Here is a 24666-nt window from a genome sequence, read left to right on the forward strand (position 1 = left end):
GTATCTGAGTATTTTGTTTTTTTTTGCTTGACATTTTACGCTACACCATAATCAGTATATGGCCGTTTGTATGGGGGTTGCAATCCCAAAATAATATCCTCTCTCGGTACTCCCATTGCAACTAATTCCTCCGCAGGATTTTCCTCAGTCAAATTTTGTTGAAGCCAGATTTTTCCATCTTTGATGTCAATGTGAATGAAGGTTTGATAAATCCGGGTTAAGTGTTCCCAGCCGACATTCATCCACTGATAATGATCTCGCTCTGTGTCTAAAATTAGTTGCACTTCGACTTCATCATCTGAAACATCATCTTCGGCATAACGGCTCATTAATGTCTGAACGTACTGACGATATTGAGCTAGTTTGTCCATTGTACAATTACCTCATTTGTTGCATCGTATACGATTAGCAATACCTGATACTGTTGTACCGCAGCTTGAGTAAACTCAGACTGAAAAAATGTTCTATACACGTCAATTGGTACTGCCAAGTATAATTTCCGATTAGGTTCAACAGATGCCAGCCCTAGCCGATAACTGAGAAATTGTCCCAATGCAGCATAAAAGTCTGTAATTACAGAAGGATGGAGGAAGCTTTTGATTTCGACTGCAATTTTCTCCCCCCCTCGCTCCGCTGCGACTAACCTTTCTACTCCCAAATCAACCTGAAATTTAACATTGCCAAACTTAAACCTTAGTGGATCGGCACTAATCACCCACTGTTCTTTTTGAAGGGCTCGCTTTACGGATTCGTGGAAAGTATCTTTGGCAGACACAGACAAATTTTCAGCGCGATTGCAAACAAGTATTAATTATACCAAAATCGCGGTATACTGTCAATCGGTACCATCCTAATTTTCTATATAGTTTTAATTTTTAAGTTAATCAGGAGTGTAGTGTTTATCATATCGTTTTCTTGGATTTCTTCTTAGATGGCTTTTTAGGAGTTTTCTGGACGGGGAGTGTCTCTGATTCTTGCTGTGCGATGTCTGGGGTTACTTTACACAAGTCGTTCAAGGAAAGTTTTTGCTGGGATTCAAGTTCGTTTAGCAAGTTTGAAGCTGTTTCTAATATTTGCTTTTCCTGTCGGACTTGAATAGTAGTTTTATTTTCGATCGCATCTAACAACACAAAAATCGAGACTGTTTGCCAAATATCTAAATCGTCGCCGATGACAGCACACTCTGAGACTATTTTGCCGTTTTGTGGGACGTGAATTCCTAAGCCGGAATCTTGAATTAACGGCTGGATTTCTGCTAGACTTAAATTCGCAAGGTCGCTAATTTTATGTTCGAGGGAGACTAAATCTGCTAAATCGGGTAAGTTGACCGATTCTGCCGCTAAAGCATCGAATTTAAAGGTAAGAGTTTGATTCAGCGGATCGGAAATGGCGTAAACTGATTGAATTTGCGATCGACTAACGGCACCTTTCTCGAAAAAATCTCTGCCTTGCGGGGCGATCGCAATTTGCCCATTTTCCGCCACCTCCAAACTTTCCAAACTAACCAGAGTCGCCGCCGTAGTCTTCACAAAAATCTCGTCTAACCCCAGCAAATCCGCCAATTCCTTCAAAGTTGGCGCAGGTTCAAACTCAACGCCCGCCCGCAAAATGAACTCTTCCAACACGTTAAACTCGCGCGGTTCGCTAATCGCCACCTCCAGCGGAGTTTGGCGGATTGCAAAGCGGAATTGACGCGCCGCCAACACAGACAAACCCGGATTTTGTTGCTCAATTTGTTCGGCTAGCGAACTTAAATTCGAGTCTATTGGTTTAGTTGAGGACGCTAGAAACATCTACAAAACCTCCGCAGTGACGCACCGTTTTTGAAACTTCCTGATACATTTTTCCCACTGTACCTGTTTGTTGGGTAAATAAATCGTGGCAGCCGACAACTACCAGCAATTCTTGAGCGCGGGAAAATGCCACATTCACCCGTTCCGGTTCCTTAGCAAACCCAATATCGCCCCTAACATTATTGCACACTGTGCTAACAATAATTACAGGTCTTTCCATGCCTTGAAATATGTCAACCGTACCCGTGCGGATGCTCAAAGCAGGGAATCTTTCGCCTTCGATTCTGTCTTTAATTGCATTTAATTGAGCAGCATAAAAAGTTATAATTCCGATTTCTTTGGGCGGTTCACCATCGGCAAGTTTGGGCCGCCAAGCTGTCTCCATTTGTTCGCACAAACGCTCGATCGCATCAATCTCCTTGACATTCAACCGCGAAGTACCCTGTTTTTCCTCTTCAAATCCTTGTCCGATGGGCGTTTTCACCCACAAAATGTGATTATTTTCTTGAATGATTCTACCTGCGAGGTTGTGGGCGCGTTTGGTGTCTGCTTCCTGAATGCCACAGTTGAGTTTTTGCTGGTAAAACTGATTGATTGCGCCCATAATTTGGGGGTGCATTCGATACTGAGTTGTCAGCATTTTTTTGATGCTGTCGCTGGCATTTTCAAACAAAACTTTGAACAGCGATTCTTTTATGAAGCTAAGTTCGTCTCCGGTACAGCCGATGTCTTCGGCAATATCGTCGATCGTACTTTGATTAAACATCGGCGGCAATTGTCTGTGATCGCCCACTAATACTAACTTTCTGCCTTTCAAAGCGGGAATTAATAACTCTGGGGGAGTGCATTTGCTAACTTCGTCAATGATGACTGCATCAAAGCTGGGAAAGTTTTTAGTAAAATCAAAACTGGCAGCTTGCACGCAAGTAATGCCGATCACGTTGGCATTGTCAATATAAATTTGCTTTAAATCGTTGCGGTCTTTTTCTGATGGATTGCGGAGTTTTTGAATCCAATCTGTCACAAACGTTTGAGAGCGATTTAGTGCTGTTTCTTCTTGTTCTAATTTCCGCTGCCAAGTTTTGAAGAGACGCTTAATTTTGTTTAAAAAAGCTACGCTGAATAAGCCTGTATTTGGAACTTCTGGCTGGTATTGAGTCGGGATAGTTTGCCATGCTGATTCCCACCAATTTCTCTCAACAAGTAATGCTGCTGTTGGTTGCTGCTGTTCCAGTTGAGCGTTAATTTCGCTCAATTCTGTTTGAAGTTCGGCGAGTTGCTGCTGCGAAGTTGCAGCCGCAATTCGCAGGGGGGATAAATGCTCGTCAAGAGTGTTTTTGATTGTCTCCAAAACCCCAAACGGGTCTAGCTCAGCAATTGATTTGTCAAGCTGAAGCGCGCTTGCTTTCCACGTCTCAACTTGCTTGACAAACTGCTGCGGTTGCTCCCAAATATTTGATTTTTGGGCGAGATATTGTTCGGCTAAAATCCGCAACTTTTCAGGTACGTTTGGCTGTTGGACAATTGCTTGCAACAAATTAGTAACTTCGCTAATTTTTAAGTTCGCCTCTTGCTGCGCTGTTTCTACCTGAAGTTTAGCGGCGGATATTTGCTGCTGGCTCAAGGTTTGACCGATTTTATCTAATAACTGTTGCTGTTTTATAAGCTGCTGTTCGGTTTCGGTTTTCAGGGGAACCACGCACTGACGGGCATTTGCGAGGATACTGTGCAGCAATTCTTTGACTAGGCGATCGAAGGTAGCCTGGATATGATTTGGGTGCAAGGATTCACTATAAAATTGTTGAATGCTACCTAAGAAAGTGCGAGCTTTTTCAATGATAAATTTGCGCTGACTTTGGCTGACTTGGGAGTAGCTGGCGAAGTCTTTGGCTAGTTGCTGCCACTGTGTACGATCGCCCGCAGAGAGTACGATCGGCGTTTGACTCAAATTTAGGTGCAAAAACTCGCTAAACCGGAACTGTTGCCCTTGTATGTCCTTAAAACCTGCGCTTTCTTCGTGGGATATCGCCTTTTGCAACCGATCCAAATCGGGCAAATTGATTTTGCATTTGGGTGGCACGATCGGCAATTTGAGCGATCGGGCAATTTTCAGCAATCCTGGCGGCAATCCTACCATATCATCCGTGAGCATTGCGCCCGTTTCCCAGCAATTTTTCACGACTTCATAAAGTCCCGTATCTGCGGTCTCAATCCACTGTGCAACGGCGACGACAACGGCTGCAATTTCCGCTTTTCGCAGTTCCAAATTCTTAATTTTCTGTTCGAGATTTTGGCGGTGTGTCTGATTTTGCCGATCGCCCAATTCGAGTTGATTCACAGCCTCCGACATCTGGCGGGAAACCCGCAACGACTCTGCAACCCCCGACATAGCGTGACAAACATCATCAGCGCGATCGAATGCTGTCTTAAATTCCGATATTTGCGCTGCTACAGTTTCCTGCAGCCAAACGGCAATTCCAAACGCGCCGCAAGCCGGGCGATCGAAGCCTATTTGAATAGCATTGCTAGCGGCAATCCGAACATTTGCCATAAAGTTTTCTACTAAAACATTGCCTTCTGAATAGGGTTTTAGTCGGGGCATAAACTCGGCCACTTCTGGAGATTCCCAGTTGACATTAGGCGCATCCAGCAGATTTTCCCACCCACTCACAAGAGATTCAATATCGCTTTTTTCGGTTAAATTTCGTTCATAATCTGCTGCTTGCTGGTTGCACTTTTCCTCAATACTTGCTTTACTGTCGTGCAGGTGTTTTAGTTCATTAAAAAAATCTCTCTCGGCGGCACAGTAGGCGGTAAATCGCTCTGATTCTGCCACCAACTGCCGCAAAGATTTGACATTAGTCAGGCGCTGCGAGAGCTTTTGTTCGCAGTCAGTCGCAGTATTTTGCAGCCAAGTGCCGATCGCATTTTCCTCCAAAAACGGCTGCCCTTCTTCCTGCACCTTATGAGCTTTTCCCTTCCGCAAAGCCCGAATCGCCGGATTGTGAACTAACCGACTCAAAGCATTGTCTACAGCCAAATTTGCTTGCGAAGCAATGAGCGTTTTGCCACCCTGACGGGCAATTTGATAGCAAATCTCCGCAATCACAGTCGTTTTGCCCGTTCCCGGCGGGCCTTGAATCAAAATTAAATCCCGCGCCGAAAGCACCGTTTCTACGGCAGCAAGTTGGTCCTCATTAGCATTGCGATTTAATAAGTTTTCCCGATCCAATTTAATCAGTTTTTCGGGCATTCTCGCCTGAGAAGAGTCGAATAAAAACTCACTCAAATAGGGATTTTGAGCGCGCCCGTCTGTCAGCATTTTTAAAGCTTTTTTCTTGCGTTCAATCTGACTGATATCGCCCGCCGCCTCAAAATACAAGAATCCTTGTTTGGGCATTTGATATCTGCCACCCGCCATGCGAGATCCTAAATCAACATCTAACTTAATACGTAATTTACTATGTTCAAAGTCAACTTCAGCGATGCTACCCAATGTCTCGCCATCTCGGCTGCTTCTGCTTCCGGGCGGCGAATCAAATAGGATAATTTCTTCATTTCTGGCTTTTTTCAGCCTTTCGCGAAAGTCGCCCAATTCTAAGGAATTTTCCTCATAGCCATCAAGAGTTGCGGAATTACGATCAATTTCAAAAGTGACGATTTTGAAGCCGGAACCGTAATTGTGTCCTCGGAAAGGTACACAAAATTGACGCGCTTCCGCGATGCGTTTTTCCACATTTAAAAAAGTATGCCAAACTTTTAGTTGTTCGGTAGTCGGTATGTGTCTGTCGTCCCAAAATGGCATTTGTTGGACGCGGGCGATCGACTTTACAGGAATTGGCGATCGACTGTTAGCCAAAAGTCGCAACTGAACCGGCAAAGAATACCCATCTTTCCTCCCTCTGGGAACCGCCACCAAACCAGCATCCAGCAGTTTTAAACCGCCGATTCCGTCTTCACAGCGTACAGTGGCTAATAACCGCAAAGTGCGATCGGCTTTTTGCAACAATTCGGGTAATTCAAAATCATCTCCATCCGTAGCAAGCAGCAATTCCCAGATTTCTTCTTCAGAAAATCTCTCATTTACCTTTTGGCGACGGACGTAGAAAAGATTGTGGGATTTCCCAGCTATCTCCGACATCAGAATTTCCGCACGTTCTTTGCATTCCCAATCGCAATATTTCGCTAAAGCCGCTTCTCCTTCTACATCCCGAATAAACTTATTAATTGTGCGATCGCCACTAAATTTATATCCCCAATCTTCTGTTACTAAAGATGGCATATTTTGATTTTAGATTTTAGATTTTAGATTGGATTTAAGATTAGCACATTGGAACTTGTGCCGACAGAACCGCGACATGCCAAAAAAAATTAAGGTGTGCAATGCACACCCTACGACCATCGCAAATTACCGTACAGGCGACGGGCGATCTAATTAAACATTTGAGAATCAAAAGGGCGAACGATGGGACTTGAACCCACGAATGGTGGTACCACAAACCACTGCCTTAACCACTTGGCTACGCTCGCCGTATCAGTTTTAACTATAGCATCAGATCTCAGCACAAGTCTAGGGGTAGGGCAAAAATATTTTGAAATATTTCTGAGCGTCCCTGAACCGGACAGATCGATGTGCCTCAAATTCCAAGCACAGTAAGAGTTTAGCACAATTTTCGCTCTGTGCGAGCAGGGTGAGCGATCGGCAATTATCTCGCCCCCAGCAGTCATGCGGCCTGGGTTCGGCAGATCTGGCAGCGTCCCGATTCGATCCAGCGCATTAAAATAGCCTTATCAGCCCAGGCGCATCTACATTTTACAGTCCTGTTTGATAAAACTCACCTCTGGCACCATTTTTAATAACAGGCAAGATGCCTGTTCCACAAAGAATGAATTTCTTGTGGGGAGTAGGGGTTGGGCATCCTGCCCCTAAAAGCCTTATTGAGAATGGTGCAACATCTCAGATGAAATGCTTGTGGGGTGTCCCTCCCGCCCGAAAAATACAACGCAAGAAGCGGGACAGCTTATTCCACACTGCATGAGTTATCAACCATCCTTCTTCTCTCTCTTCTCTTTTCCCTCTTCCTTCGCGCAGCTTCGCGTCTTCGCGGTTCGTTTAAAAAAAAGTCTTGTCCGCAATATAAAATCTAAAATCAATATGAGCTACTGTGTCAACCCTGAATGTCAAAATCCTCAAAACTCCAACACCGCCAAATTTTGCTTAAACTGCGGCTTTAACCTGTTGCTGAGACAGCGATATCGCCCGATTGAACTTTTAGGTAGAGGCGGATTTGGTAAAACTTTCCTAGCAATTGATGAAGACATCCCATCTCTACCCCCCTGTGCAGTCAAGCAATTTTATTTTTACGACCGCGACCCCGAAATTTTCAACAAAGCCGTTGAATTATTTCGGCAAGAAGGCGTCCGTTTAGACGAACTCGGAAAACACCCGCAAATCCCCACATTATTAGCCTGCTTTGAACAAGAAGGTCATATTTATTTAGTTCAAGAGTTTATAGATGGGCCGACTCTTAAACAAGAATTAGACAAGAGTGTCTACGATGAAAATCAAATTTGGCAACTGCTGCAAGACTTATTGCCGGTGCTGCAATTTATCCATGAGAAGCGCGTCATTCACCGGGACATCAAACCCGAAAATATTATCCGCCGCCAATCAGACAACAAACTCGTATTGATCGATTTCGGCATTGCGAAACTGCTGACTGATTCAGCCATGCTTCGTCCAGCAACGCTCATTGGCAGTCAAGATTATGTAGCTCCCGAACAAATGCGCGGCAAAGTATTTCCTGCTAGCGACCTTTACAGTTTAGGTGTTACTTGCATTCGCCTAATGACGCAAGTTCCTCCCTTGGATATGTACGACTGCAACCACGAGCGCTGGTGGTGGCGCGAGTTTCTCCCCAAAGCCACGAGTATTAGCGAGGAGTTAGGTGAAATTTTAGATAAATTGCTGCAAACTCGTCTCACTCAGCGGTACAGTTTTGCTACGGAAGTTTTGCAAGATATCCAAGCAGCTTTAGATATTCGCCATCAAAATTTGCTTTCGCCCAAAACGCCGATCGCTCCTGCTCTCAGTAATAGCGATAACTCAAGCGATATCAGCGCGCTACCAACTTCTGATTCTCCCATTTTACCGACAAAATACGTCGCCAATTCCGCAGAAACTTTTTCCTTATCTGTTACTTCAAATCTCGATCAAGCCCTAATTTCTGCACGGGGAGTAGATTATACCAAACTGCGAAATTTTTTGTCTAACCAAAAATGGAAAGAAGCCGATCGCGAAACTTGGGGCTTGATGTGTCAATCTCTTTCCCAGCCACCGGGAACTCAGCTAGAAATTAGCCAAATTTACCAGCTCCCCTGCGAAGATTTGCAAACACTCGATCGCCTTTGGCTGCGCTACAGTCAAGGTCGGTTTGGCTTCAGCGTCCAAAAGCAGATTTATGAAAGCGTTAAGGGAGACTATATCAGATTTTGCGATCGGGTCAATTGGCAAACCTACAATTCTGCTACTACTTTAGGGCAGATTAAATTTAGTCAGCAAGCACCAATCGGACACCTCCCCTCTCGCAGTTGGGTTGGCGGCATTCAGTGGCTGCGGCATCTCGATGCCCTGTCTGCCAAATTAACCGAGTGCGACAATAATGCAGCTTGTAAATTGTAGTATTTATACCGACTAACTAGCTAAAATTTTAACTTTAAACTCTACCTGAAAGCAGAGAAATTTGTCGCGAGAGATGTATCCATCGACCGAGGCTCGGTGCGATCGCTTGTCGCACAATGGATGCTGAAGGTGAACACAGCTACAAGTCTGCAATCCTCAGACTGTAGCAACAGAATTAAAGAGAGGTATCAATCCATGTTTTTTCACAAAAAACAATTAATGGCTGCGGTGACTGTAGACCAACCCAACCCCCGTTTTGCCCAATTGCTGCTAGAACAGTTTGGCGGAGCAACCGGAGAACTGACAGCAGCTCTGCAATACTGGGTGCAGTCTTTTCACTGTGAAGATGCAGGGATTAAGGATATGCTCCAAGATATTGCAATAGAAGAATTCAGCCACTTAGAAATGGTGGGCCAACTCATAGAAATGCACACCAAAAACGTTGACCAAACAGAAGCTTACAAAAGCACTTTGTTTGCGGTGCGTGGCGTAGGCCCACACTTGTTGGACAGCCAAGGTCAAGCTTGGACGGCAGCTTATGTCAACGAAGGCGGAGATGTGGTGCGCGATTTGCGTGCTAATATCGGTGCGGAAGCAGGAGCTCGCCAAACCTACGAAGAGTTGATTAAACTAGCACCGGATATGGGAACGAAAAAGACGTTGCAGTTTCTGCTGACTCGCGAAATTTCTCACACTCAAATGTTCATGAAAGCTCTGGAAGCGCTGGGCAAACTCACCGATCCGATGTTCGGCAATATTCCCCCCGATTCCACTGTGGATCTCTACTTTAACTTGTCCACAAATGGCAAGGATGAACGCGGACCTTGGAACTCGGAACCTACTTTCCAATACATTGCCGATCCCGCTCCCAAAGCTTAATTTGAGAGTTCTGTAACCTGCGTGGCGAGTGAACAGTTAAGCGCTGTGTTAAGTAATTTTTAAGCCGGCCACCTTCTTTTGTAAGGTGGTCGGCTTAGAAGATTTAAGCCCTGTGTTGAGTAATTTTCAAGCTGGGTACTTTGCTTTAGTTGTTAGAGGTGCGCGACTCGGAAGCTTCCGGTTGAGGGTTGAGTATTTTTCAAGTCACGCGCCCTAGGGTGTTACAATTATTTGAAATGCCGATCGAACATTAACATCAAATCCATATTGAAATTGCGCTCATCCACCTATTTATTAGTCTCTCACGGCAGCCGCGACCCCAGACCCCAACTAGCTTTGGAAAACCTAGGTCAACTGCTGTCTCAAAATTTGGCTGAGTCATTCCCCGCAGTAGCAACCGCCACCTTAGAACTCGGGCCCGCACCGCTACACGAACAAATTTGCAGTTTTGGCGAACGTACCCTGTCGCTGGGACTGAGAGAATTGCAAATCCTGCCTGTATTTTTATTGCCGGGAGTTCACGTCGCCGAAGACATACCGGCAGAGGTGGAAATTGCCCAAAAAACTTTTGGTGACAAGCTAAAAATTGAATTGCGCCCGCATTTAGGTTCCCAGGAAGCAGGCTTAACAAAATTGGTAAAAAGTCAGATGCAAGAGGTGACTTTTCTCCCCAATCTGTTATTGCCAAAATGGATTTTATTATCTCACGGCAGCCGTCGCCCCGGAGGTAACTCGATTGTTGAGGAAATCGCCAGCAAACTCGGTGTACAAACAGCGTATTGGTCGGTAAAGCCGAGTTTGGAAGAGCAAATTGAGAGTTTGGTTCGTGGTGGACAGCAGCAAATAGGAATTGTGCCATACTTCTTATTTAATGGAGGAATTACAGATGCGATCGCCAAAAATGTCGCACAGCTAAAGCAGCAATTTCCTGCGGCGGAACTTCATCTCGCAAATCCTCTAGGCCCAAGTGTAGAATTAGCAGACTTAATTAGGGATTTAATTCAAAAATGAACCGCAGAGGCACAGAAGAGGTAAAGGAAGAAAGAAAAATGTCTTTAGGAAAAGTGTATTTAGTAGGTGCGGGACCCGGAGATCCGGGTTTGATGACCTTGAAGGGAAAAGCTTTGTTAGAGTGTGCAGATGTCGTGATTTACGACGCTTTAGTCAGCCCTCAAATTTTGGCAGCAATCAACCCCCAAGCAGAACGAATTGATGCGGGAAAACGTAAAGGGCGTCACTCGTTAATGCAAGATGAAACAACTCAGTTAATGATAGAAAAAGCAGGAGATAATGCGATCGTAGTTCGTCTCAAAGGCGGCGATCCGTTTATCTTCGGCCGCGGCGGCGAAGAAATGGAAGAGTTGGTAAAAGCTGGAGTGTCGGTAGAAGTTGTGCCCGGTGTAACTTCTGGGATTGCGGCCCCTGCTTATGCGGGAATTCCTTTAACACATCGATCGTACAGTTCCTCTGTCACCTTTGTCACCGGTCACGAATCAGCGGGAAAATATCGACCGGAGGTAAATTGGCAGGCGATCGCCCGTGGCTCCGAAACCATTGTAGTATACATGGGAATCCACAATTTGCCTTACATTATCGGCCAGTTAACAGATGCAGGATTGAGTGCAGAAACGCCAATAGCGTTAGTGCGCTGGGGAACGCGGCCGGAACAAGAAGAATTGATCGGGACTTTAGGTACAATTGTAGAGCAAGTTGAGGCGCTCGGATTTGCAGCACCTGCGATCGCAGTAATCGGAAATGTCGTCAATTTGCACTCGATATTGTCTGGCTGTCGGCCAGTTTCTCAGACTGTAGAATAAGCGGGAAAATTGGGTCAGAAGCGATCTAATTTCGATCGCTTTGATTTCGCTCCCTCTAAGGTGCCTCGCCAGCGGGGACAATCGCACCCTTAATGTCATTCCGATGTTATTCCAGGACGCATCAATGACATATTTACAGCATATTCCATGTAGATGTAGATCGCAAGAAACCGGGTTTCGAGCAACAGAATCAGTAAGGATGCGAGAACTGTAAAGAAACCCGGTTTCTGAGGTGTATTTTATAAACCTGGAATACCCTGTATAATCCGTGACTTTAGTCTAGGAGCTGTCTATTCAAGCCTCACTTGGGCCCCCCACAAATCTTGCGGGAGAAATACTCTGTCGGTGGGTAGGGGAGCAACTGGGGCAGTGAGAGTAAATTGACCCGCTTCAATTTGCTGCTTCAATTCCAATGCTACTTGCCGGGAGAGAAACATACTCGCAAGGGGGGCGGCCCGCACAGGTTTGCCCTCTATCAGGATGCGGCCAGTCTTTAATTGAGCATAGCTAACTAAACCGAAGGTGGGACGAACGCGCCGGGGGATAGAGAAATCTACCACCGGCGCTACTATTTTTTTGTCGGATACTGCACAGTGGGCGACGACTGTTTCGTTTAAGACGGGAAACGGGATGCCGACTCCCAGCATCAGAGATGGGCCGTAGTTTTTGAAGTAGCAGCCGCGCACCCATTTGGAGTTCATCTGTTTGGCGTCGCCGATGAGTGCGAGGGTGGCGGCCGGGCCGATGGGGGTGCGGTTCGGCTGGCGTTTTTGCAGCGGGAAGTGCTGGGTTCCTTCCCAGGTGATGTAGCCCTGAGCGCCTCCTAGGAAGATGCGGGTGCCGATGCCGATGATTTCGAGGTCGGGGTCGTTTAGCAGGGGAGACATGGCTCCAAGGTTCGAGTAGACGGCGTTGCCGAGGTTTGGTTGCAGGGGGCCGAGGTAGGTGAACAGCGGGCGATCGCCTCCATTGACGCCAACAATAAAGTTTTGATATGCGTTGCGGGGATTGAATAAATAAAACTGGTTGATTGTATCGCGGGTAATCGTGGTTTCAAAGGAGGCGCGGGGGTAGCAGTCTGTTACTTGTCCGAGGGCGCGCAACTGCACGGGTTTGCCTGCTATTAAGTCTTCGATGACGTGTCCGCCGCCCCGTTCGCGCGATTCTTCGCCGTCTTCGGCTACTTGGGTGGCTCCCAGGTACAGGTCTACTGCCCCGAAGCCGGAGTAGGCTAAAACGCCGTCCAGCCAGCATTGGCGGATTTTTATCGGCGGGTCGGTATGGCCGAGGTTGATGATTGCACCGGAGGATTCCATCGGCTCGAATGTGCCTGCGGTAATCACATCGACTTCTTTGGCTGCTTGGGTAATGCTGGTTTCTTGAACTCTAGTTTTGAGCTCTTCGATTGTCCAGACTGTGGCTTTGCCCTGGCTGATTTTATCGTTGATTTCGTCGATAGATCTCATATATTTTAGATTTTAGATTTGGGATTTTAGATTTTGAATTGATTGATTTTGGAGTGATTTTGATTTTGGATTGACTTTGCATTGATGGAATGTCGAGCGAGCGAATGCTGTTTTGGCGATCGACCTCGGTTTGATAACACCGCACAATGCTATAACAGATATCAGGATTATATTATAAATAAAATAAAGAGCGCTCACCATGACTCAAGCGATATTAAAACCAGTCACCTTCGATGAATTTATTGACTGGTATCCTGAACATTCTGAAAACCGTTACGAACTGCACAATGGAGCTATTGTTCAGATGCCTAAAGCAAGCGGAGAACATTCAGAAGTAGCCGGCTTCCTCTGCCTGAAGCTAGGGATTGAAATCGAGAGGCTAGGGTTGCCCTAATTCGTTCCCAAGGAATGCGTTGTCAAAGCTGATAATGAGTTATCTGGTTACGAACCGGATGCGATCGTTTTGGACAGGCAAGGGACGGACAGCGAACCGAGATGGAAAAAGGAATCTATCATTACAATGGGGAGTTATGTCCGGCTAATTGTCGAAGTTGTCAGTACCAATTGGCGGGATGATTACGGCTACAAATTGGTTGACTACGAAGCTTTGGGCATTTCTGAATACTAGATTGCGGACTATTTGGGACTTGGCGGGCGACGCTATATTGGCAATCCTAAACAACCTACTTTTTCTGTTTACCAGTTGATTGACGGTGAGTATCAAGTCAGTCAGTTTCGGGGTAGTGATAGGGTTGTGTCACCCACATTTGGGCAGTTGAATTTGAGTGTTCAACAGATTTTTAGCGCCGGCAGAGATACGGTAGAAAATGCGAGGCTTGAAGATAGTTAGTTGAGGGTGTTCGTACCAGAAATTTCCTACGTTTGTAGTGAATACTTCTGTCCTATAACTGGGAATTAATCAGGAGTGAAGTCATTATGAACCTTAACTATTGATTGTCAGGAGCCTCATTTTCAGCCGGATCGGGGATGTTGGGTTTCTGTTCTGGTAAATATTTTTCTGGCAGGGTTTCGGTGACTCCTATAGATTCATGTTTTTCATTCATAGCAGAATCGATTGCTGCTAAGGTTTTAGGACTGGCACTCCACTGGTTTAGAATATCTTTAATGAGGGCTTCCCTAATCCAAACTTGAGCTACAACGGTGAGGGGGAGGGCTAGCAATAAGCCTAAAAATCCAAAGAAAGTGGCGAAGAATACTTGAGCTATTAATGTTACTGCTGGCAGCAGTGATACTTGCTGTGCCATGACGTAGGGGGTGAGGAGGTTACTTTCAAATTGTTGAATGAGAAAGTAAAGGATCAGCACAAAACCGGATTTTAACGGAGAGTCTAAAAGTGCGATCGTCATTGGGGGAATGACGCTTAAACCCGGCCCGATATTGGGTATTAGGTTCAGCAAGCCCGCTAAAACAGCGTGAGCTAGAGCTAGGGGAACCTGCAATACTGACAACCCAATTAAACTCAGAAAAGTGATGACACTCATGCTAATTAAAGCGCCGATTACCCATCGACCGAGAGCTATTTCGCATTCATCTAAGATGCCATCGACTCGTCGCCGATAGAAAGAGGGAAATAGTTGGATGAATGCTTTGCGGTAAGATAGAGGTTCGGCTAATGTCATCAAGGTCAAAACTATGACGAGCAAAAAGCTGAGAATAACGCCTAATGTGTTGCCGACAAAAGCTCCTGCACCGCCGACGAGTTGGTTGAATAAAGGTTGCAGTTGTTGCATGATGTCGTTAACATCAAGATTGGGTAGTCGCTGGCCAAATTGTCCTGAAAAGCGACCCTCAAATTGATCAATCCACTGATTTAATCTTTCTATTCCTTGAGGGGCTCGTTGGGTAAGTTGTTGAAACTGTTGGGTAAAAGGCGGTACAATTATCAGGAATAAGCCTACGAATACGAGGATTAGGAAGCTAACTGATAAGAGTACAGCGATCGATCTTTTGAGTCCGAATTTTTGTAAGTAGCGTGCTAGTCTGTTTAAGGCTGTGGCTAAGACTACGGCGGCAAACAGCAGTAGTAGGGCCTGCCTGATTTGCCACAGGATGTAACAAGATGCGATGAGGGCTAATAAGCCCATCCACTGTCCTAGCTTCATTAGATTTTAGATTTTAGATTTTAGATTTTAGATTGAGGAATAGGGTATTGGAATTGCAGCTTGGTAATTGCTCTGCAGCCCAGAAGCGATAAATCGCATCTCTATAAGATACCTTAGATGCGGGCGATCGCATCTTTAATCAGATACCCCTACTCGGACATCAGTACAAGCAGCCTCCTCAATTCCCTTTTGCGAACACCTGCTGCGCTGTCAGCTTCAATTCAGGGAAAGTTGGGGACTCTATTGAGTCGCCGCCTCTGAACAGTTTGACTTGGTATTCCCCGTCAATTAGTTGGTAAATCGAAAAAGTGGGTTGTTTGGGGTTGCCAATAAACCGTCTGCCGCCCAATCCTAGATAGTCTATAATCCAATATTCTTGAATACCCATTGACTCATATGCCTCAAGCTTTAGGGCATAATCATCACCCCAATTAGTGCTAGTTACCTCGACGATTAGGGGGACTGATGCACCCATTGTGATAACTGAGGATTTTTCCCATCGTGGCTCGTTTGCAATGGTTTGTTCGTTAAGTACAATTATATCTGGCTCCTATCCCGATTCCTCGTGCATGGGTTTGATGACGCATTCTTTGGGGATGAAGTAGGGCAAATTGAGACGCTCAATCTCAATTCCGACTTTCAGTGCGCTAAAACCGGCCACTTTAGAATGTTTACCTGTTGCTTTTGGCCTCTCAACAATTTCTCCATTGTGCAGTTCGTAGTGGTGTTCGGAATTTTCAGGATACCAGTCAATGAATTCATCGAATGTTACTAATTCTGTTATGGTTTGAATCATGGTGAGTGCCTCAAGTTTGCTTGTGATAAGCTGTACGGGGAATTAAGATTTGGGCAAAAACACAGTCTAAAGACCAAGTAGCGATCGCACTTTTTGATTGTGTCTCTACTGCTGCTGTTGGCGCGATCGCCAGCCGAGGATCGCAGCTAAGATGATACTGGGGGTAAAGATGGCGATTAGGGCGTTGAGGTCCGTAGAGGGTATGGATAAGCTAGGCCCTGCGTACTTGATGGCCAGGGAAAGGGCGGCGGAAAGGGTGAATACTTTGAGGATGGGGCTGATGTTGGTGTTCATGGACCTGGTAGTTGGTTGTATAATTAGGCATTGAGATTATTATCGCAAGTATTGTGTTGCGGCTGCGATCGCGCCTTAGAGTTTTTAACAGGAAAGAGGCGATGAATGTTGTTTTAAACCCAGAACTAGATTGAGGTTCGCATGATGACACAGACACTTTTACAGCCACTAGACCAACGGTTCATTCATTCCGGGATTAGCTGGCAACAGTTCAAGCTAATTGAACAGGGGTTTTCTGACTCCCCTGGCATCAGGTTGTTTTATTACAAAGGAGAGGTAGAAATCTTGGCAGTTTCCGAAGACCACGAAGCGATAAGTCGCACCCTCACTATTCTTTTGGCTCTTTACTTTGACATCAAAGATATTGAATTTAAACCTACAGGAAGCCTTACTCTAGAAACAGAAGGCGAAGCTTCAGCACAACCTGACGAATCATATCTTATTGGTAGGTCAACTGGAACTCCTCCCGATTTATCTGTAGAGGTTATATTCACTAGCGGTACTGTCAAAAAATTGCAGCGCTATCGAGTATTGGGAGTTTCTGAAGTCTGGTTCTGGGAGGATGGTGTATTGGCTATGTATCGCTTGGGTTCTGAGGGTTATGAAAAAATTTATTCAAGTGTTGTTTTGCCAGATTTAGATATTAACTTATTGTGTCGCTGCTTGCTGATGGCTTCGAGTGTGGAAGCGATGAGGGAGTTTAGGAGGGGAATTTCTGGTTAGGGCGATCGCACCTATTTTTTTATGCTTAACTTGATTTGAGTAGGTTGGGGCGATCGCCAGCCGAGGATAGCAGCTAGGATGATACTGGGGGTAAAGACGGCGATTAGGGCGTTGAGGTCGGTAGAGGGTATGGATAAGCTAGGCCCTGCGTACTTGATGGCCAGGGAAAGGGCGGCGGAAAGGGTGAATACTTTGAGGATGGGGCTGATGTTGGTGTTCATGGAGCTGGTAGTGGGTTGGGCGATCGGTTTTCAGACTATTATTGCAAGTATGTGTTGCGGGCGGGCTTGCAATTGGGACGTGAGGTAGGGGCGATCGCTTTTTCCAGCCGAGGCGGGGATCAGATACCTTTACATCTTAGAATAGGGAGTACCACATCACAATTTAGCAACATCAGGAGCGATTAAGAATGGATACCCAAGAATCAGAGTTAATAGAGAAAATTCGTCAACAATTTGACAAGGCCCCTTATCCTAGAATTCCCCTAGAGACATCTCCTAAGAATAGCTATCAGACTCTCTATCTGCATAATTTGGTAACAGCTTACTATATAAGAAATCAGAAAGTCATAGAAACTGAAGGAAAAGTTATTTTAGATGCCGGCTGCGGCAGCGGGTACAAATCGTTAATTTTGGCAGAGGCAAATCCGGGAGCCAAAATTGTTGGCATCGATTTATCCGAAGAGTCTGTTAAGCTAGCCAGACAGCGCTTGCAATATCACGGCTTTGAGAATATGGAGTTTCATGCTCTGTCAATTGAAGAACTGCCTAGCTTAAACCAGCAGTTTGATTATATCAACTGTGACGAGGTGCTTTATCTCTTGCCAGACGCAGTTGTCGGATTGCAAGCCATGAAATCTGTTTTGAAACCAGATGGAATTATTCGCACCAACCTCCACAGCTCCCTCCAGCGAAGTTCTTACTTTGCAGTTCAAAAAGTATTCAAAATCATGGGATTAATGGATGATAATCCTAGAGAGATGGAAATAGAGTTAGCAAAAGAAATTATCCAAGACCTAAAAGATGACGTGGCTATTAAGGCAAGAACATGGGGTTCTCCAGCCGAAAAAAACGAAGAATGGATGCTGGCTAACTATTTGCTGTTGGGAGATCAGGGCTATACTATACCTGAAGTGTTTTCAGCATTAAGAAATGCTGATTTAGAATTTATTAGCATGGTGAGTTGGCGATTGTGGGACTTGACGGATTTGTTCAAAGAGCCAAATAACATACCTGCATTTCTGGCAATGAGCTTGCCAGAAATTTCTGTAGAAGAACGGCTGCACCTGTTTGAACTTTTACATCCAGTCCATCGTTTGATAGACTTCTGGTGCGGTCTTCCCAACCAAGCTCAGTCGTTTGTACCAGTTTCAGAATGGACTGTGGCTGACTGGCAGCAGGCAAAGGTGCATCTGCATCCTCAGCTCAGAACTCCCCAGTTAAAAGAAGATTTGATTAAATCTATCACTAACCAGAGTTCCTTCCTGATTAGCCGTTATGTCACTTCGCCAACCTTAGTGCCCATTTTAATAGAGAGCAGTATGGCAGCTTGCTTGCTGCCTCTGTGGGAGGGCGCGCAGCCTGTGATATCCTTAGCGGAGCGCTGGCTCAACCTCAGACCCCTAGACCTTGTAACTCTGGAACCTGTGAATCAGGAGAGAGCCTTCAATGAAATCAAGGAACTCTTGATGAGCTTAGAAGTCTTTCTGTATGTGCTTTTGGAGCATTAAAGCCAGGACTTGAAAAAAAAAATAGTTTGGGGTGATATTAAAGGGCTGGTAACTGGGTAAGTTACATATAAGAGTTAGAAATCGAGCATCCCACCCCTCTAGGAGAAACAACCAATGAAAACTGAATTTAAAGCCAGATTCCTGCAACACCTCAATCAAAAAAGACAGGATAAGGGTTTTACGCTGATTGAACTGCTGGTCGTTATCATCATCATCGGTATTCTATCTGCTATTGCTTTGCCTTCCTTCCTCAACCAAGCTAACAAAGCCAAACAATCAGAAGCTAAGCAGTACGCTGGTTCCATGAACCGTGCTCAGCAAGCAAATTTTGCTGAAAGCGGTAAATTTGGCTCAAACGTGGAGGTTCTGGGGCTTGGCATTAGAACTCAGACCGAGAACTATAAATACAACGTTATACCAGCAGCGGGTATTGACGAAAACACTACCCAGGTTGGGAATCTCGCGACAGGTATAGGCACTGTACTCAAATCGTATATAGGATCAGTAGCCTTACTTGTACCGCCAGGCTCAGTTGACAAAAGCAGCACGGCAGTCTTGTGCGAAAGCAAGGTGGCTACTAATACTCCTCCGACATTGGCAAATACGCCTGCTACTCCTGCTACCTTAGGTTGCGACAACACTAACTATACCGTAGTGTCGAAGTAGGAAAGCCATCAAAGCAGGGATTGTTCCTGCAAGCCTAACCTGAATCTTTGAAGAAAGTGGGTAGTGTTGTTTACACTACCCATTGCTATTCAGGAGGTTTATAAAAACTGGAAAGCTTCAATAACTATTACTATGACAATCTCTTTAGAAAACATTTCATCGACTGTTCTAGCTGATTGGCAGCAACAAGCCCGTCAATATCTAATCCAAGGAGATTACACTCAGGCTGCAAACCTCTACGAGCAGGCAATGGCAGCGGAGCCGGAAACTAAGTCCCACTACTGGCACTTGGGGTTGATTTTGCTTTTGCAGGGGCAAGAGATGGAAGCCCAAACGACTTGGCTGCTGGGCATGGCCGACGGGGAATCGGAACAAGTTGAGGAATGGACTGCTCAACTGTTAGATGTGCTGCAAATGGAAGCAGAGCGCCGGGAGGTTTTGTCAGACTACTCTGTTGCTTGGGCAATTCGGCAGCATATCAGGGAAATTAATCCGGCGGATGTTAACAACTTGTTGCGTTTGATTGAGCTTTTCATCCGGCTTGAGACTTTTACAGGAGATGAACTGACTTCAGTTGGCTTAATCGAGTTGCTACAGGTAGAGCCTGCAATTGAGGTTGACGCAGCTCTGTTGATGCAAGTATTGCAAAGTGTTTTGGCTTGCGAACCCTCGCATCCGTCAACGCTGGAGTTTGCAGAAGCTTGTCTGGCTCATGTCCGCGAACCTCAAGTTTATATCAGAATTTTATTAGAAACCGCTTGCGAGCTAGGCTATATATTAAAAATAACTAGAGTAGCAATACGCTTGGCTGAACTGGTTTTGCGTTTAGATTCAGAGCATCCTGAGATGGTTCGCCACTTGGCTTGTTTTTATCAGAATGCGGGTGAATACGATCGGGGGATAAAGACAGCTAAGCTTTTCTACTCATTAATACAAGAGTTACCCGCTAAAGTTTATGCGAATCACCTGATTTTGCGGGGGTTGATGAGTGCAGGCGGATACTGGGAAGAAGCTTGTGCGATACTCAAGCGGCTCAAGTCCGATCAGGAGTTGCTGATAGCAGAGCAGCCGACATCGCTTAACTTATCGACTGTTGACGACTTATTTGTTACTAGCTTTTTTTACCCATACTTTCAGGACGAGCCAAGAAATGCTAGAAACATTAGCAACCAATTGGCTCAGCTATGCCAACTCAACGTTCAAAACAACAACAATGAGCAGATAGAGGGGTACAGACAGCGACACTTAGCTCGAAAAAGCCGGGGCATTTCTGCTAAGCCACTGAAGATTGGCTATGTGTCCCACTGCCTGAGAAGGCATTCTGTGGGCTGGCTAGCGCGATGGCTGTTTCAGCACCACGATCGCGATCGCTTTCAAATTCATGCTTATTTTCTCAATTATGTTAATACCGATCACTTTTTACAAGAATGGTATGTCAATCACGTTGATAAAGCCTATCGGTGCGGGATTGTCAGTACCAACGTTGCCGAGCAAATCGATAAAGATGAGATTGATATTCTGATCGATCTCGACAGTATTACTCTAGACATTAACTGTGAAGTGATGGCGATGAAACCAGCGCCCGTTCAAGTCACTTGGTTGGGTTGGGATGCGTCAGGAGTGCCTGCAATTGACTATTTTATTGCCGATCCATACGTGCTGCCGGAGTCTGCCCAGAATTATTACAGTGAAAAAATCTGGCGCTTGCCCCAGACTTACATAGCTGTGGATGGTTTTGAAGTTGGAGTGCCAACATTACGTCGCGATCAGTTGAAGATTCCTAACGATGCTATTGTGTATCTCAGTAGTCAGAGCGGTTACAAGCGCCATCATGACACAGCGCGACTACAGATGAAAATTTTGAAGGAAGTGCCGAATAGTTATTTTTTAATTAAAGGGGTGGCTGACGAAAAATCCATTAAACAGTTTTTTAACCAGCTTGCCGAAGAAGAGGGTTTGGAGGGCGATCGTCTGCGATTTTTGCCAACAGTTACTTCAGAGGAAGTTCACCGAGCTAACTTAGGTATTGCGGATGTAGTTCTGGATACTTATCCCTATAATGGAGCCACAACCACTCTAGAAACTCTTTGGATGTGCATTCCCTTGGTGACGCGAGTCGGGCAGCAGTTTGCAGCTCGCAACAGCTACACTATGATGATGAATGCAGGAGTGACCGAGGGTATTGCTTGGACGCATGAAGAATATGTGGAATGGGGAATTCGCTTAGGGAAAGATGCTGCTTTGCGGCAACAAATTTCGTGGAAGCTGCGGCAGTCAAGGCAAACTTCTCCGCTTTGGAATGGCAAGCAATTTACGCGAGAAATGGAGAAAGCTTACGAGCAAATGTGGCAGATATATCTTGACAAAAATCATTGATGGTGCTGATTCCAGTGAGTAGTTTGTGCAGCCAGTTGCTGCACAAATTCGATCGATTCATCAGTAACTCTCCTTCATAAAACGGTCTAGTTCTAATGAGGGAATGTTCTCGGCTTTTGCGTGAGCGATCGCCTCTCTATTCTCATTCTCCAATACAATTCTCCCATGCAGGCGCGGCATCAGAACTGACCACTGAATTTCGCTCAACTGTCCAATCAGTGAAATTTCCGGCCCATCAGAAACATCTAAATCTTCTTCCATTAAAAGATTCATCGCTACGCTTGATAAAACAAGATTAGCATCTTCGTCAGAAATATTGCTGCTGTCTACTAAGAGAGTCATCTTGCTTTTGTCTGGGTGAGTGGCGATCGCCCTCACCACTCGTTCCAATTCCAAACCAAGAGACTCTTCTGGCTGCGACCAATCTGGGAAAACAATTAGATTAATCTCTCTCAAGTTCATCGACAGCGACAAGGCTGCTGACCCGCCTTCATTTTGCTGAATGTAACAACCGAGCATTTCAAGAAAGCGCAAAGCTGTGGGAACAGGAGCGTAATTTTCAATTGCCCACTGCCGACCTTCTTTAGAAATTGTTTCTAAAATTTCTGGGTTATCAGTAATGCGATCGACTGTATCATGAATGTTGTCTAGGTCAATTCCTATGTAATGCCGCCAGTTTTGTGGCATCACTGGCAGTTGAATTCCATACTTCTCGAAATCGACATGAAAGGTCACACATCCCGCCACTAATGACTCCCAAAACCGCCAACTATCCCACCATTCTGCGATAGGTTGTCCTGTGGGAACGTTAGAATTTATATAACCTCCAAAACACGCACATCCAACAGATTTTTTCAGTCGTTTGTAATAATTGGGATAGTGGCGCTTACCCGTTTGTACCCACTGCAAATAGTGATAGGCTCCCAATGGAGAATCCTCAAAATTTTCCCCAGTATTATTGAGGATCAAAACTTTCTGAATTAAAGGTAAGAACTCTTCGCTAATTATTTCCCTCAGTGACCGATCGATTATTATCGCCCCCAAATCGACCTTAAGAAATCCCATGTCAGCTTTCAGCAAACTACGGGAAATTTCCAGAATAGTTTGAGTAACTCTAAAATTAACAAGCAAGGATTTTTTTCTTTCCTTAAATGTAGAGAGTTCACTTGTTTCTTGAAGTATGCGATTCGACAGTCCGAAAGCCCAAACTCTACAGTTTAAAGGATATTGAGACTGACTGTTATAGTGAGTCCTCAACCTCAAGTCAAAATTATTCAACTCTGGGTTCCAAATAGTAGGACCATCCATATCATCTAGATAGACAGCAATATACTGTCGATTGGGGTGAAAAATATCTTGCAGACAAGATATGTTATTGATTAGCCATCCTTGAGTAACTATAACAATAGAAGAATCATCGGGCACTACATCTGCATTGTAGCAGCAGAGATATTTGTCGGGTTCGTCGGGTGCAATCTGCCAATAGTTGACATTTGAATAAAAGGGTATCCCGAGTTCTTTAAAGCCTTCAGCTAAACATACACCCAAATGAGAAAATTGATTCTCACAAAAATAAAAAAATACAGGTTTGTTTCTGCTATATTCAAAAGTTAATTTTGCTGTAGACATCTAACAATTTTTGCTGGTATTATCACATCTTTGCTAGCTATTATGTTCCTGACTAGGTTATGGCTAGATTATTAAGCTGATATGATGGAATGTTTTCAATTTTCGCAAGCGCGATCGCCTCTCGATTCTCATTATCCAATATAATTCTACCATCAAGGCAAGTCATCAGAGTTTCCCACTGAATTTCAGTTAACCGCCCAATCAGTGAAATTTCCGGTCCCTCAGAAACATCTAAATCCTCTTCCATCAGTAGATTCATCGCCACACTAGATAAAAGTAGATTGGCATCTTCATCAGAAATGCTGGTAGTCTCTATCAGTAAAGTGATCTCACTTTTATCCGGGTGATCCATAGTAGCTTTGATGACACCTGTTAAATCCTCCGCGATTAAGTCTTCTGACTGGTTCCAGTCAGGAAATATAATTAGATTAATATCTCTTAATCCGAGATCGTTACTGAGAGCCTCAACTATTCGATGCTGAGGCACTCCCTCATCGGCCCATGCGTAGTCTTTGTTAAAATTATCAATCCACTCTTGTAACAATTTACTGTAGTCTTCATCGGTAACTGGCAATTTTTTACCAGGACATATTTTCGGGATTAATTCAGTTTGTACAAATAATTTTAACTGGGGATGCCAACCGTATCGCTCTACCGTATATAAGATTGAGCGAACCGCTTTGAAATACTGTTCTGTTCTTTGTAGAATAAAACCCTTTACATAGCCTAAATAGTAATTAAAATCAATAACAACTTGTTGGTGAAACTCACTGCGTGCCTGGGAAAAACCTTTTGTAAAAGCAGTGTAAATACATTCAATTAAGTGTTCCACTGGTACATCAGTCATCTCTAAAATTTGTTCTGATGACATTCCCCAATAGTCAAAATCATGGGCAATAGAACCATAAGCCGATGTTGATTTTGACAATAACTGAATCATTGGTAATGGTTTAGCCCAGTCTGTAAGTGCTATTTGGGTGATGCCACTTGAACAGCCGATAAAAAGGTGACAATACTTAGTCAATTCAGCAGTTTCCCTCATAGTAAGAGTGCTACCATCAATAATTCCGGGATTTCCTTGAGGAATTGGGAAATTAGATGAAAGAATAACTTGGCAATCTGGTAGCAGATAAATTATCCCTTGAGCTACATATAAAGCATATTGAGGTGTAACAAAAGACTGACCACTTTTCGATGCACATTCAAACAAAATTACATGACGGGATTGCTGCAAATTATGCTTTTCGGCAAAAGTTTGGACTTTTTCAACCTCATTGCTTCGCAGTTTTAAAATATTCTGTATTGGAACAGTTATAGGTTTTGGATAAGCCCGAAAAATAGAGGGACGAACAGTACCGTCGTAATTTTGAAAGTTGTTGGGATAAATTTGGGTCAAAAATATTTCATCAAAATCACCACGCTCAGCGCGAGCTTTTGCCTGGTTTTCAAAATCATACCAAGCTGCTCCCATGTCAGCCCAACCAGCTAAAGGAATTTCCCAAATTTCATCAACAAATGGGTTTTCTTCAACTGTCCCTTTACAAATAGATGAAATCGCCCAAGTCAGATGGCAATTGGGATAATCCTGCTTAATTTGTCGAGCTAATATAGTTGTATAAAGACAATCTCCATTAGATCCAAGCTGGCCCAGTAGGATTCGTTTACCGTAATTAATCATAGAATTGTTCATCGT

General features: G+C 44.7%; 18 protein-coding genes, 1 tRNA gene and 2 pseudogenes. 9 read left to right on the top strand and 12 right to left on the bottom strand.

All coding sequences use genetic code 11. From position 1 onward, the window contains the following. Positions 1 to 35: 35 nt before the first annotated feature. The 5 genes from NDI35_RS06210 to NDI35_RS06230 form a co-directional block, all read right to left on the bottom strand. Positions 36 to 371 (bottom strand): XisI protein, encoded by a 336-nt coding sequence (locus NDI35_RS06210; RefSeq protein WP_333145711.1) that lies wholly within the window; start codon positions 369 to 371, stop codon positions 36 to 38. Then, the gene (locus tag NDI35_RS06215; RefSeq protein ID WP_445311957.1) at positions 359 to 775 is read right to left on the bottom strand and encodes a XisH family protein; all 417 of its coding nucleotides are present in this window, start codon (positions 773 to 775) and stop codon (positions 359 to 361) included. The genes NDI35_RS06210 and NDI35_RS06215 overlap by 13 nt, the downstream gene beginning before the upstream one ends. Before the next feature lie 127 nt (positions 776 to 902). Further along, on the bottom strand, positions 903 to 1793 hold the full coding sequence (locus NDI35_RS06220) for a hypothetical protein (protein ID WP_445311958.1): 891 nt from the start codon (positions 1791 to 1793) through the stop codon (positions 903 to 905). Next, positions 1771 to 6075 carry an AAA domain-containing protein gene (locus NDI35_RS06225; RefSeq protein ID WP_445311959.1) on the bottom strand — a complete coding sequence of 1435 codons (4305 nt, stop codon included), beginning with the start codon at positions 6073 to 6075 and terminating at the stop codon, positions 1771 to 1773. Before NDI35_RS06225 ends, NDI35_RS06220 begins: the two co-directional genes overlap by 23 nt. 175 nt (positions 6076 to 6250) lie before the next feature. Beyond that, a tRNA-His gene (locus NDI35_RS06230) sits at positions 6251 to 6323 on the bottom strand. 625 nt (positions 6324 to 6948) lie between these two features. Between NDI35_RS06230 and NDI35_RS06235 the strand changes: the two genes are divergently transcribed. The 4 genes from NDI35_RS06235 to cobA all read left to right on the top strand — a co-directional run bounded on the left by NDI35_RS06235 (position 6949) and on the right by cobA (position 11171). Then, entirely contained in the window at positions 6949 to 8475 is a 1527-nt protein-coding gene (locus NDI35_RS06235; protein ID WP_445311960.1) for a protein kinase domain-containing protein, read from the top strand. 195 nt (positions 8476 to 8670) lie between these two features. Then, positions 8671 to 9354 carry a manganese catalase family protein gene (locus NDI35_RS06240; RefSeq protein WP_333084545.1) on the top strand — a complete coding sequence of 228 codons (684 nt, stop codon included), beginning with the start codon at positions 8671 to 8673 and terminating at the stop codon, positions 9352 to 9354. Between the two features lie 267 nt (positions 9355 to 9621). Next, positions 9622 to 10365, top strand: a complete 744-nt coding sequence (locus NDI35_RS06245; RefSeq protein WP_445311961.1) for a sirohydrochlorin chelatase — start codon at positions 9622 to 9624, stop codon at positions 10363 to 10365. Then, complete coding sequence (cobA, locus tag NDI35_RS06250; protein WP_445311962.1) at positions 10362 to 11171, top strand: uroporphyrinogen-III C-methyltransferase; 810 nt, start codon at positions 10362 to 10364, stop codon at positions 11169 to 11171. The genes NDI35_RS06245 and cobA overlap by 4 nt, the downstream gene beginning before the upstream one ends. A gap of 290 nt (positions 11172 to 11461) precedes the next feature. On the opposite strand, the gene NDI35_RS06255 is transcribed toward cobA, so the two are convergent. Then, a complete protein-coding gene (locus NDI35_RS06255) occupies positions 11462 to 12637 on the bottom strand; it encodes a homocysteine biosynthesis protein (RefSeq protein WP_445311963.1) in 1176 nt (391 codons plus the stop codon). Between the two features lie 199 nt (positions 12638 to 12836). Here NDI35_RS06255 and NDI35_RS06260 point away from each other — a divergent pair. Continuing rightward, positions 12837 to 13487: pseudogene (locus NDI35_RS06260) on the top strand (Uma2 family endonuclease). A gap of 97 nt (positions 13488 to 13584) precedes the next feature. Here NDI35_RS06260 and NDI35_RS06265 read toward each other — a convergent pair. The 3 genes and pseudogenes from NDI35_RS06265 to NDI35_RS06275 all read right to left on the bottom strand — a co-directional run bounded on the left by NDI35_RS06265 (position 13585) and on the right by NDI35_RS06275 (position 15850). Continuing rightward, on the bottom strand, positions 13585 to 14760 hold the full coding sequence (locus NDI35_RS06265) for an AI-2E family transporter (protein WP_445311964.1): 1176 nt from the start codon (positions 14758 to 14760) through the stop codon (positions 13585 to 13587). A gap of 178 nt (positions 14761 to 14938) precedes the next feature. After that, a pseudogene (locus NDI35_RS06270) lies at positions 14939 to 15556 on the bottom strand (Uma2 family endonuclease). 105 nt (positions 15557 to 15661) lie between these two features. Beyond that, on the bottom strand, positions 15662 to 15850 hold the full coding sequence (locus NDI35_RS06275; protein WP_445311965.1) for a hypothetical protein: 189 nt from the start codon (positions 15848 to 15850) through the stop codon (positions 15662 to 15664). A 144-nt stretch (positions 15851 to 15994) separates the two neighbouring features. On the opposite strand from NDI35_RS06275, the gene NDI35_RS06280 reads away from it, so the two are divergent. Next, complete coding sequence (locus NDI35_RS06280; protein WP_333205615.1) at positions 15995 to 16573, top strand: Uma2 family endonuclease; 579 nt, start codon at positions 15995 to 15997, stop codon at positions 16571 to 16573. Between the two features lie 11 nt (positions 16574 to 16584). On the opposite strand, the gene NDI35_RS06285 is transcribed toward NDI35_RS06280, so the two are convergent. After that, a complete protein-coding gene (locus tag NDI35_RS06285) occupies positions 16585 to 16794 on the bottom strand; it encodes a hypothetical protein (RefSeq protein ID WP_333289069.1) in 210 nt (69 codons plus the stop codon). A gap of 188 nt (positions 16795 to 16982) precedes the next feature. On the opposite strand from NDI35_RS06285, the gene NDI35_RS06290 reads away from it, so the two are divergent. From NDI35_RS06290 to NDI35_RS06300, 3 genes are all read left to right on the top strand, one after another. Continuing rightward, complete coding sequence (locus NDI35_RS06290) at positions 16983 to 18302, top strand: class I SAM-dependent methyltransferase (protein ID WP_445311966.1); 1320 nt, start codon at positions 16983 to 16985, stop codon at positions 18300 to 18302. Between the two features lie 114 nt (positions 18303 to 18416). Beyond that, positions 18417 to 18968 (top strand): type IV pilin-like G/H family protein, encoded by a 552-nt coding sequence (locus tag NDI35_RS06295; protein WP_445311967.1) that lies wholly within the window; start codon positions 18417 to 18419, stop codon positions 18966 to 18968. A gap of 132 nt (positions 18969 to 19100) precedes the next feature. Beyond that, entirely contained in the window at positions 19101 to 21344 is a 2244-nt protein-coding gene (locus tag NDI35_RS06300; RefSeq protein WP_445311968.1) for an O-linked N-acetylglucosamine transferase, SPINDLY family protein, read from the top strand. A 60-nt stretch (positions 21345 to 21404) separates the two neighbouring features. Here the strand turns inward: NDI35_RS06300 and NDI35_RS06305 are convergent, their stop codons facing one another. Both NDI35_RS06305 and NDI35_RS06310 read right to left on the bottom strand, forming a co-directional pair. Further along, entirely contained in the window at positions 21405 to 22973 is a 1569-nt protein-coding gene (locus NDI35_RS06305; RefSeq protein WP_445311969.1) for a hypothetical protein, read from the bottom strand. A 52-nt stretch (positions 22974 to 23025) separates the two neighbouring features. Continuing rightward, positions 23026 to 24663 (bottom strand): glycosyltransferase family 9 protein, encoded by a 1638-nt coding sequence (locus NDI35_RS06310; RefSeq protein WP_445311970.1) that lies wholly within the window; start codon positions 24661 to 24663, stop codon positions 23026 to 23028. Positions 24664 to 24666: the final 3 nt, after the last annotated feature.

Origin of the sequence: Microcoleus vaginatus FACHB-2002, assembly GCF_040004035.1 — a bacterium.
GTDB lineage: Bacteria > Cyanobacteriota > Cyanobacteriia > Cyanobacteriales > Microcoleaceae > Microcoleus > Microcoleus vaginatus_C.

Excerpts from the sequence above, each read along its gene's own strand:
- NDI35_RS06275 (WP_445311965.1), bottom strand. The coding sequence starts at position 15,850 with ATGAACACCAACATCAGCCCCATCCTCAAAGTATTCACCCTTTCCGCC.
- NDI35_RS06300 (WP_445311968.1), top strand. The coding sequence starts at position 19,101 with ATGACAATCTCTTTAGAAAACATTTCATCGACTGTTCTAGCTGATTGG.
- NDI35_RS06255 (WP_445311963.1), bottom strand. The coding sequence starts at position 12,637 with ATGAGATCTATCGACGAAATCAACGATAAAATCAGCCAGGGCAAAGCC.
- NDI35_RS06285 (WP_333289069.1), bottom strand. The coding sequence starts at position 16,794 with ATGAACACCAACATCAGCCCCATCCTCAAAGTATTCACCCTTTCCGCC.
- NDI35_RS06235 (WP_445311960.1), top strand. The coding sequence starts at position 6,949 with ATGAGCTACTGTGTCAACCCTGAATGTCAAAATCCTCAAAACTCCAAC.
- NDI35_RS06265 (WP_445311964.1), bottom strand. The coding sequence starts at position 14,760 with ATGAAGCTAGGACAGTGGATGGGCTTATTAGCCCTCATCGCATCTTGT.
- NDI35_RS06240 (WP_333084545.1), top strand. The coding sequence starts at position 8,671 with ATGTTTTTTCACAAAAAACAATTAATGGCTGCGGTGACTGTAGACCAA.
- NDI35_RS06310 (WP_445311970.1), bottom strand. The coding sequence starts at position 24,663 with ATGAACAATTCTATGATTAATTACGGTAAACGAATCCTACTGGGCCAG.
- NDI35_RS06220 (WP_445311958.1), bottom strand. The coding sequence starts at position 1,793 with ATGTTTCTAGCGTCCTCAACTAAACCAATAGACTCGAATTTAAGTTCG.
- NDI35_RS06295 (WP_445311967.1), top strand. The coding sequence starts at position 18,417 with ATGAAAACTGAATTTAAAGCCAGATTCCTGCAACACCTCAATCAAAAA.
- cobA (WP_445311962.1), top strand. The coding sequence starts at position 10,362 with ATGAACCGCAGAGGCACAGAAGAGGTAAAGGAAGAAAGAAAAATGTCT.
- NDI35_RS06225 (WP_445311959.1), bottom strand. The coding sequence starts at position 6,075 with ATGCCATCTTTAGTAACAGAAGATTGGGGATATAAATTTAGTGGCGAT.
- NDI35_RS06210 (WP_333145711.1), bottom strand. The coding sequence starts at position 371 with ATGGACAAACTAGCTCAATATCGTCAGTACGTTCAGACATTAATGAGC.
- NDI35_RS06290 (WP_445311966.1), top strand. The coding sequence starts at position 16,983 with ATGGATACCCAAGAATCAGAGTTAATAGAGAAAATTCGTCAACAATTT.
- NDI35_RS06280 (WP_333205615.1), top strand. The coding sequence starts at position 15,995 with ATGACACAGACACTTTTACAGCCACTAGACCAACGGTTCATTCATTCC.
- NDI35_RS06305 (WP_445311969.1), bottom strand. The coding sequence starts at position 22,973 with ATGTCTACAGCAAAATTAACTTTTGAATATAGCAGAAACAAACCTGTA.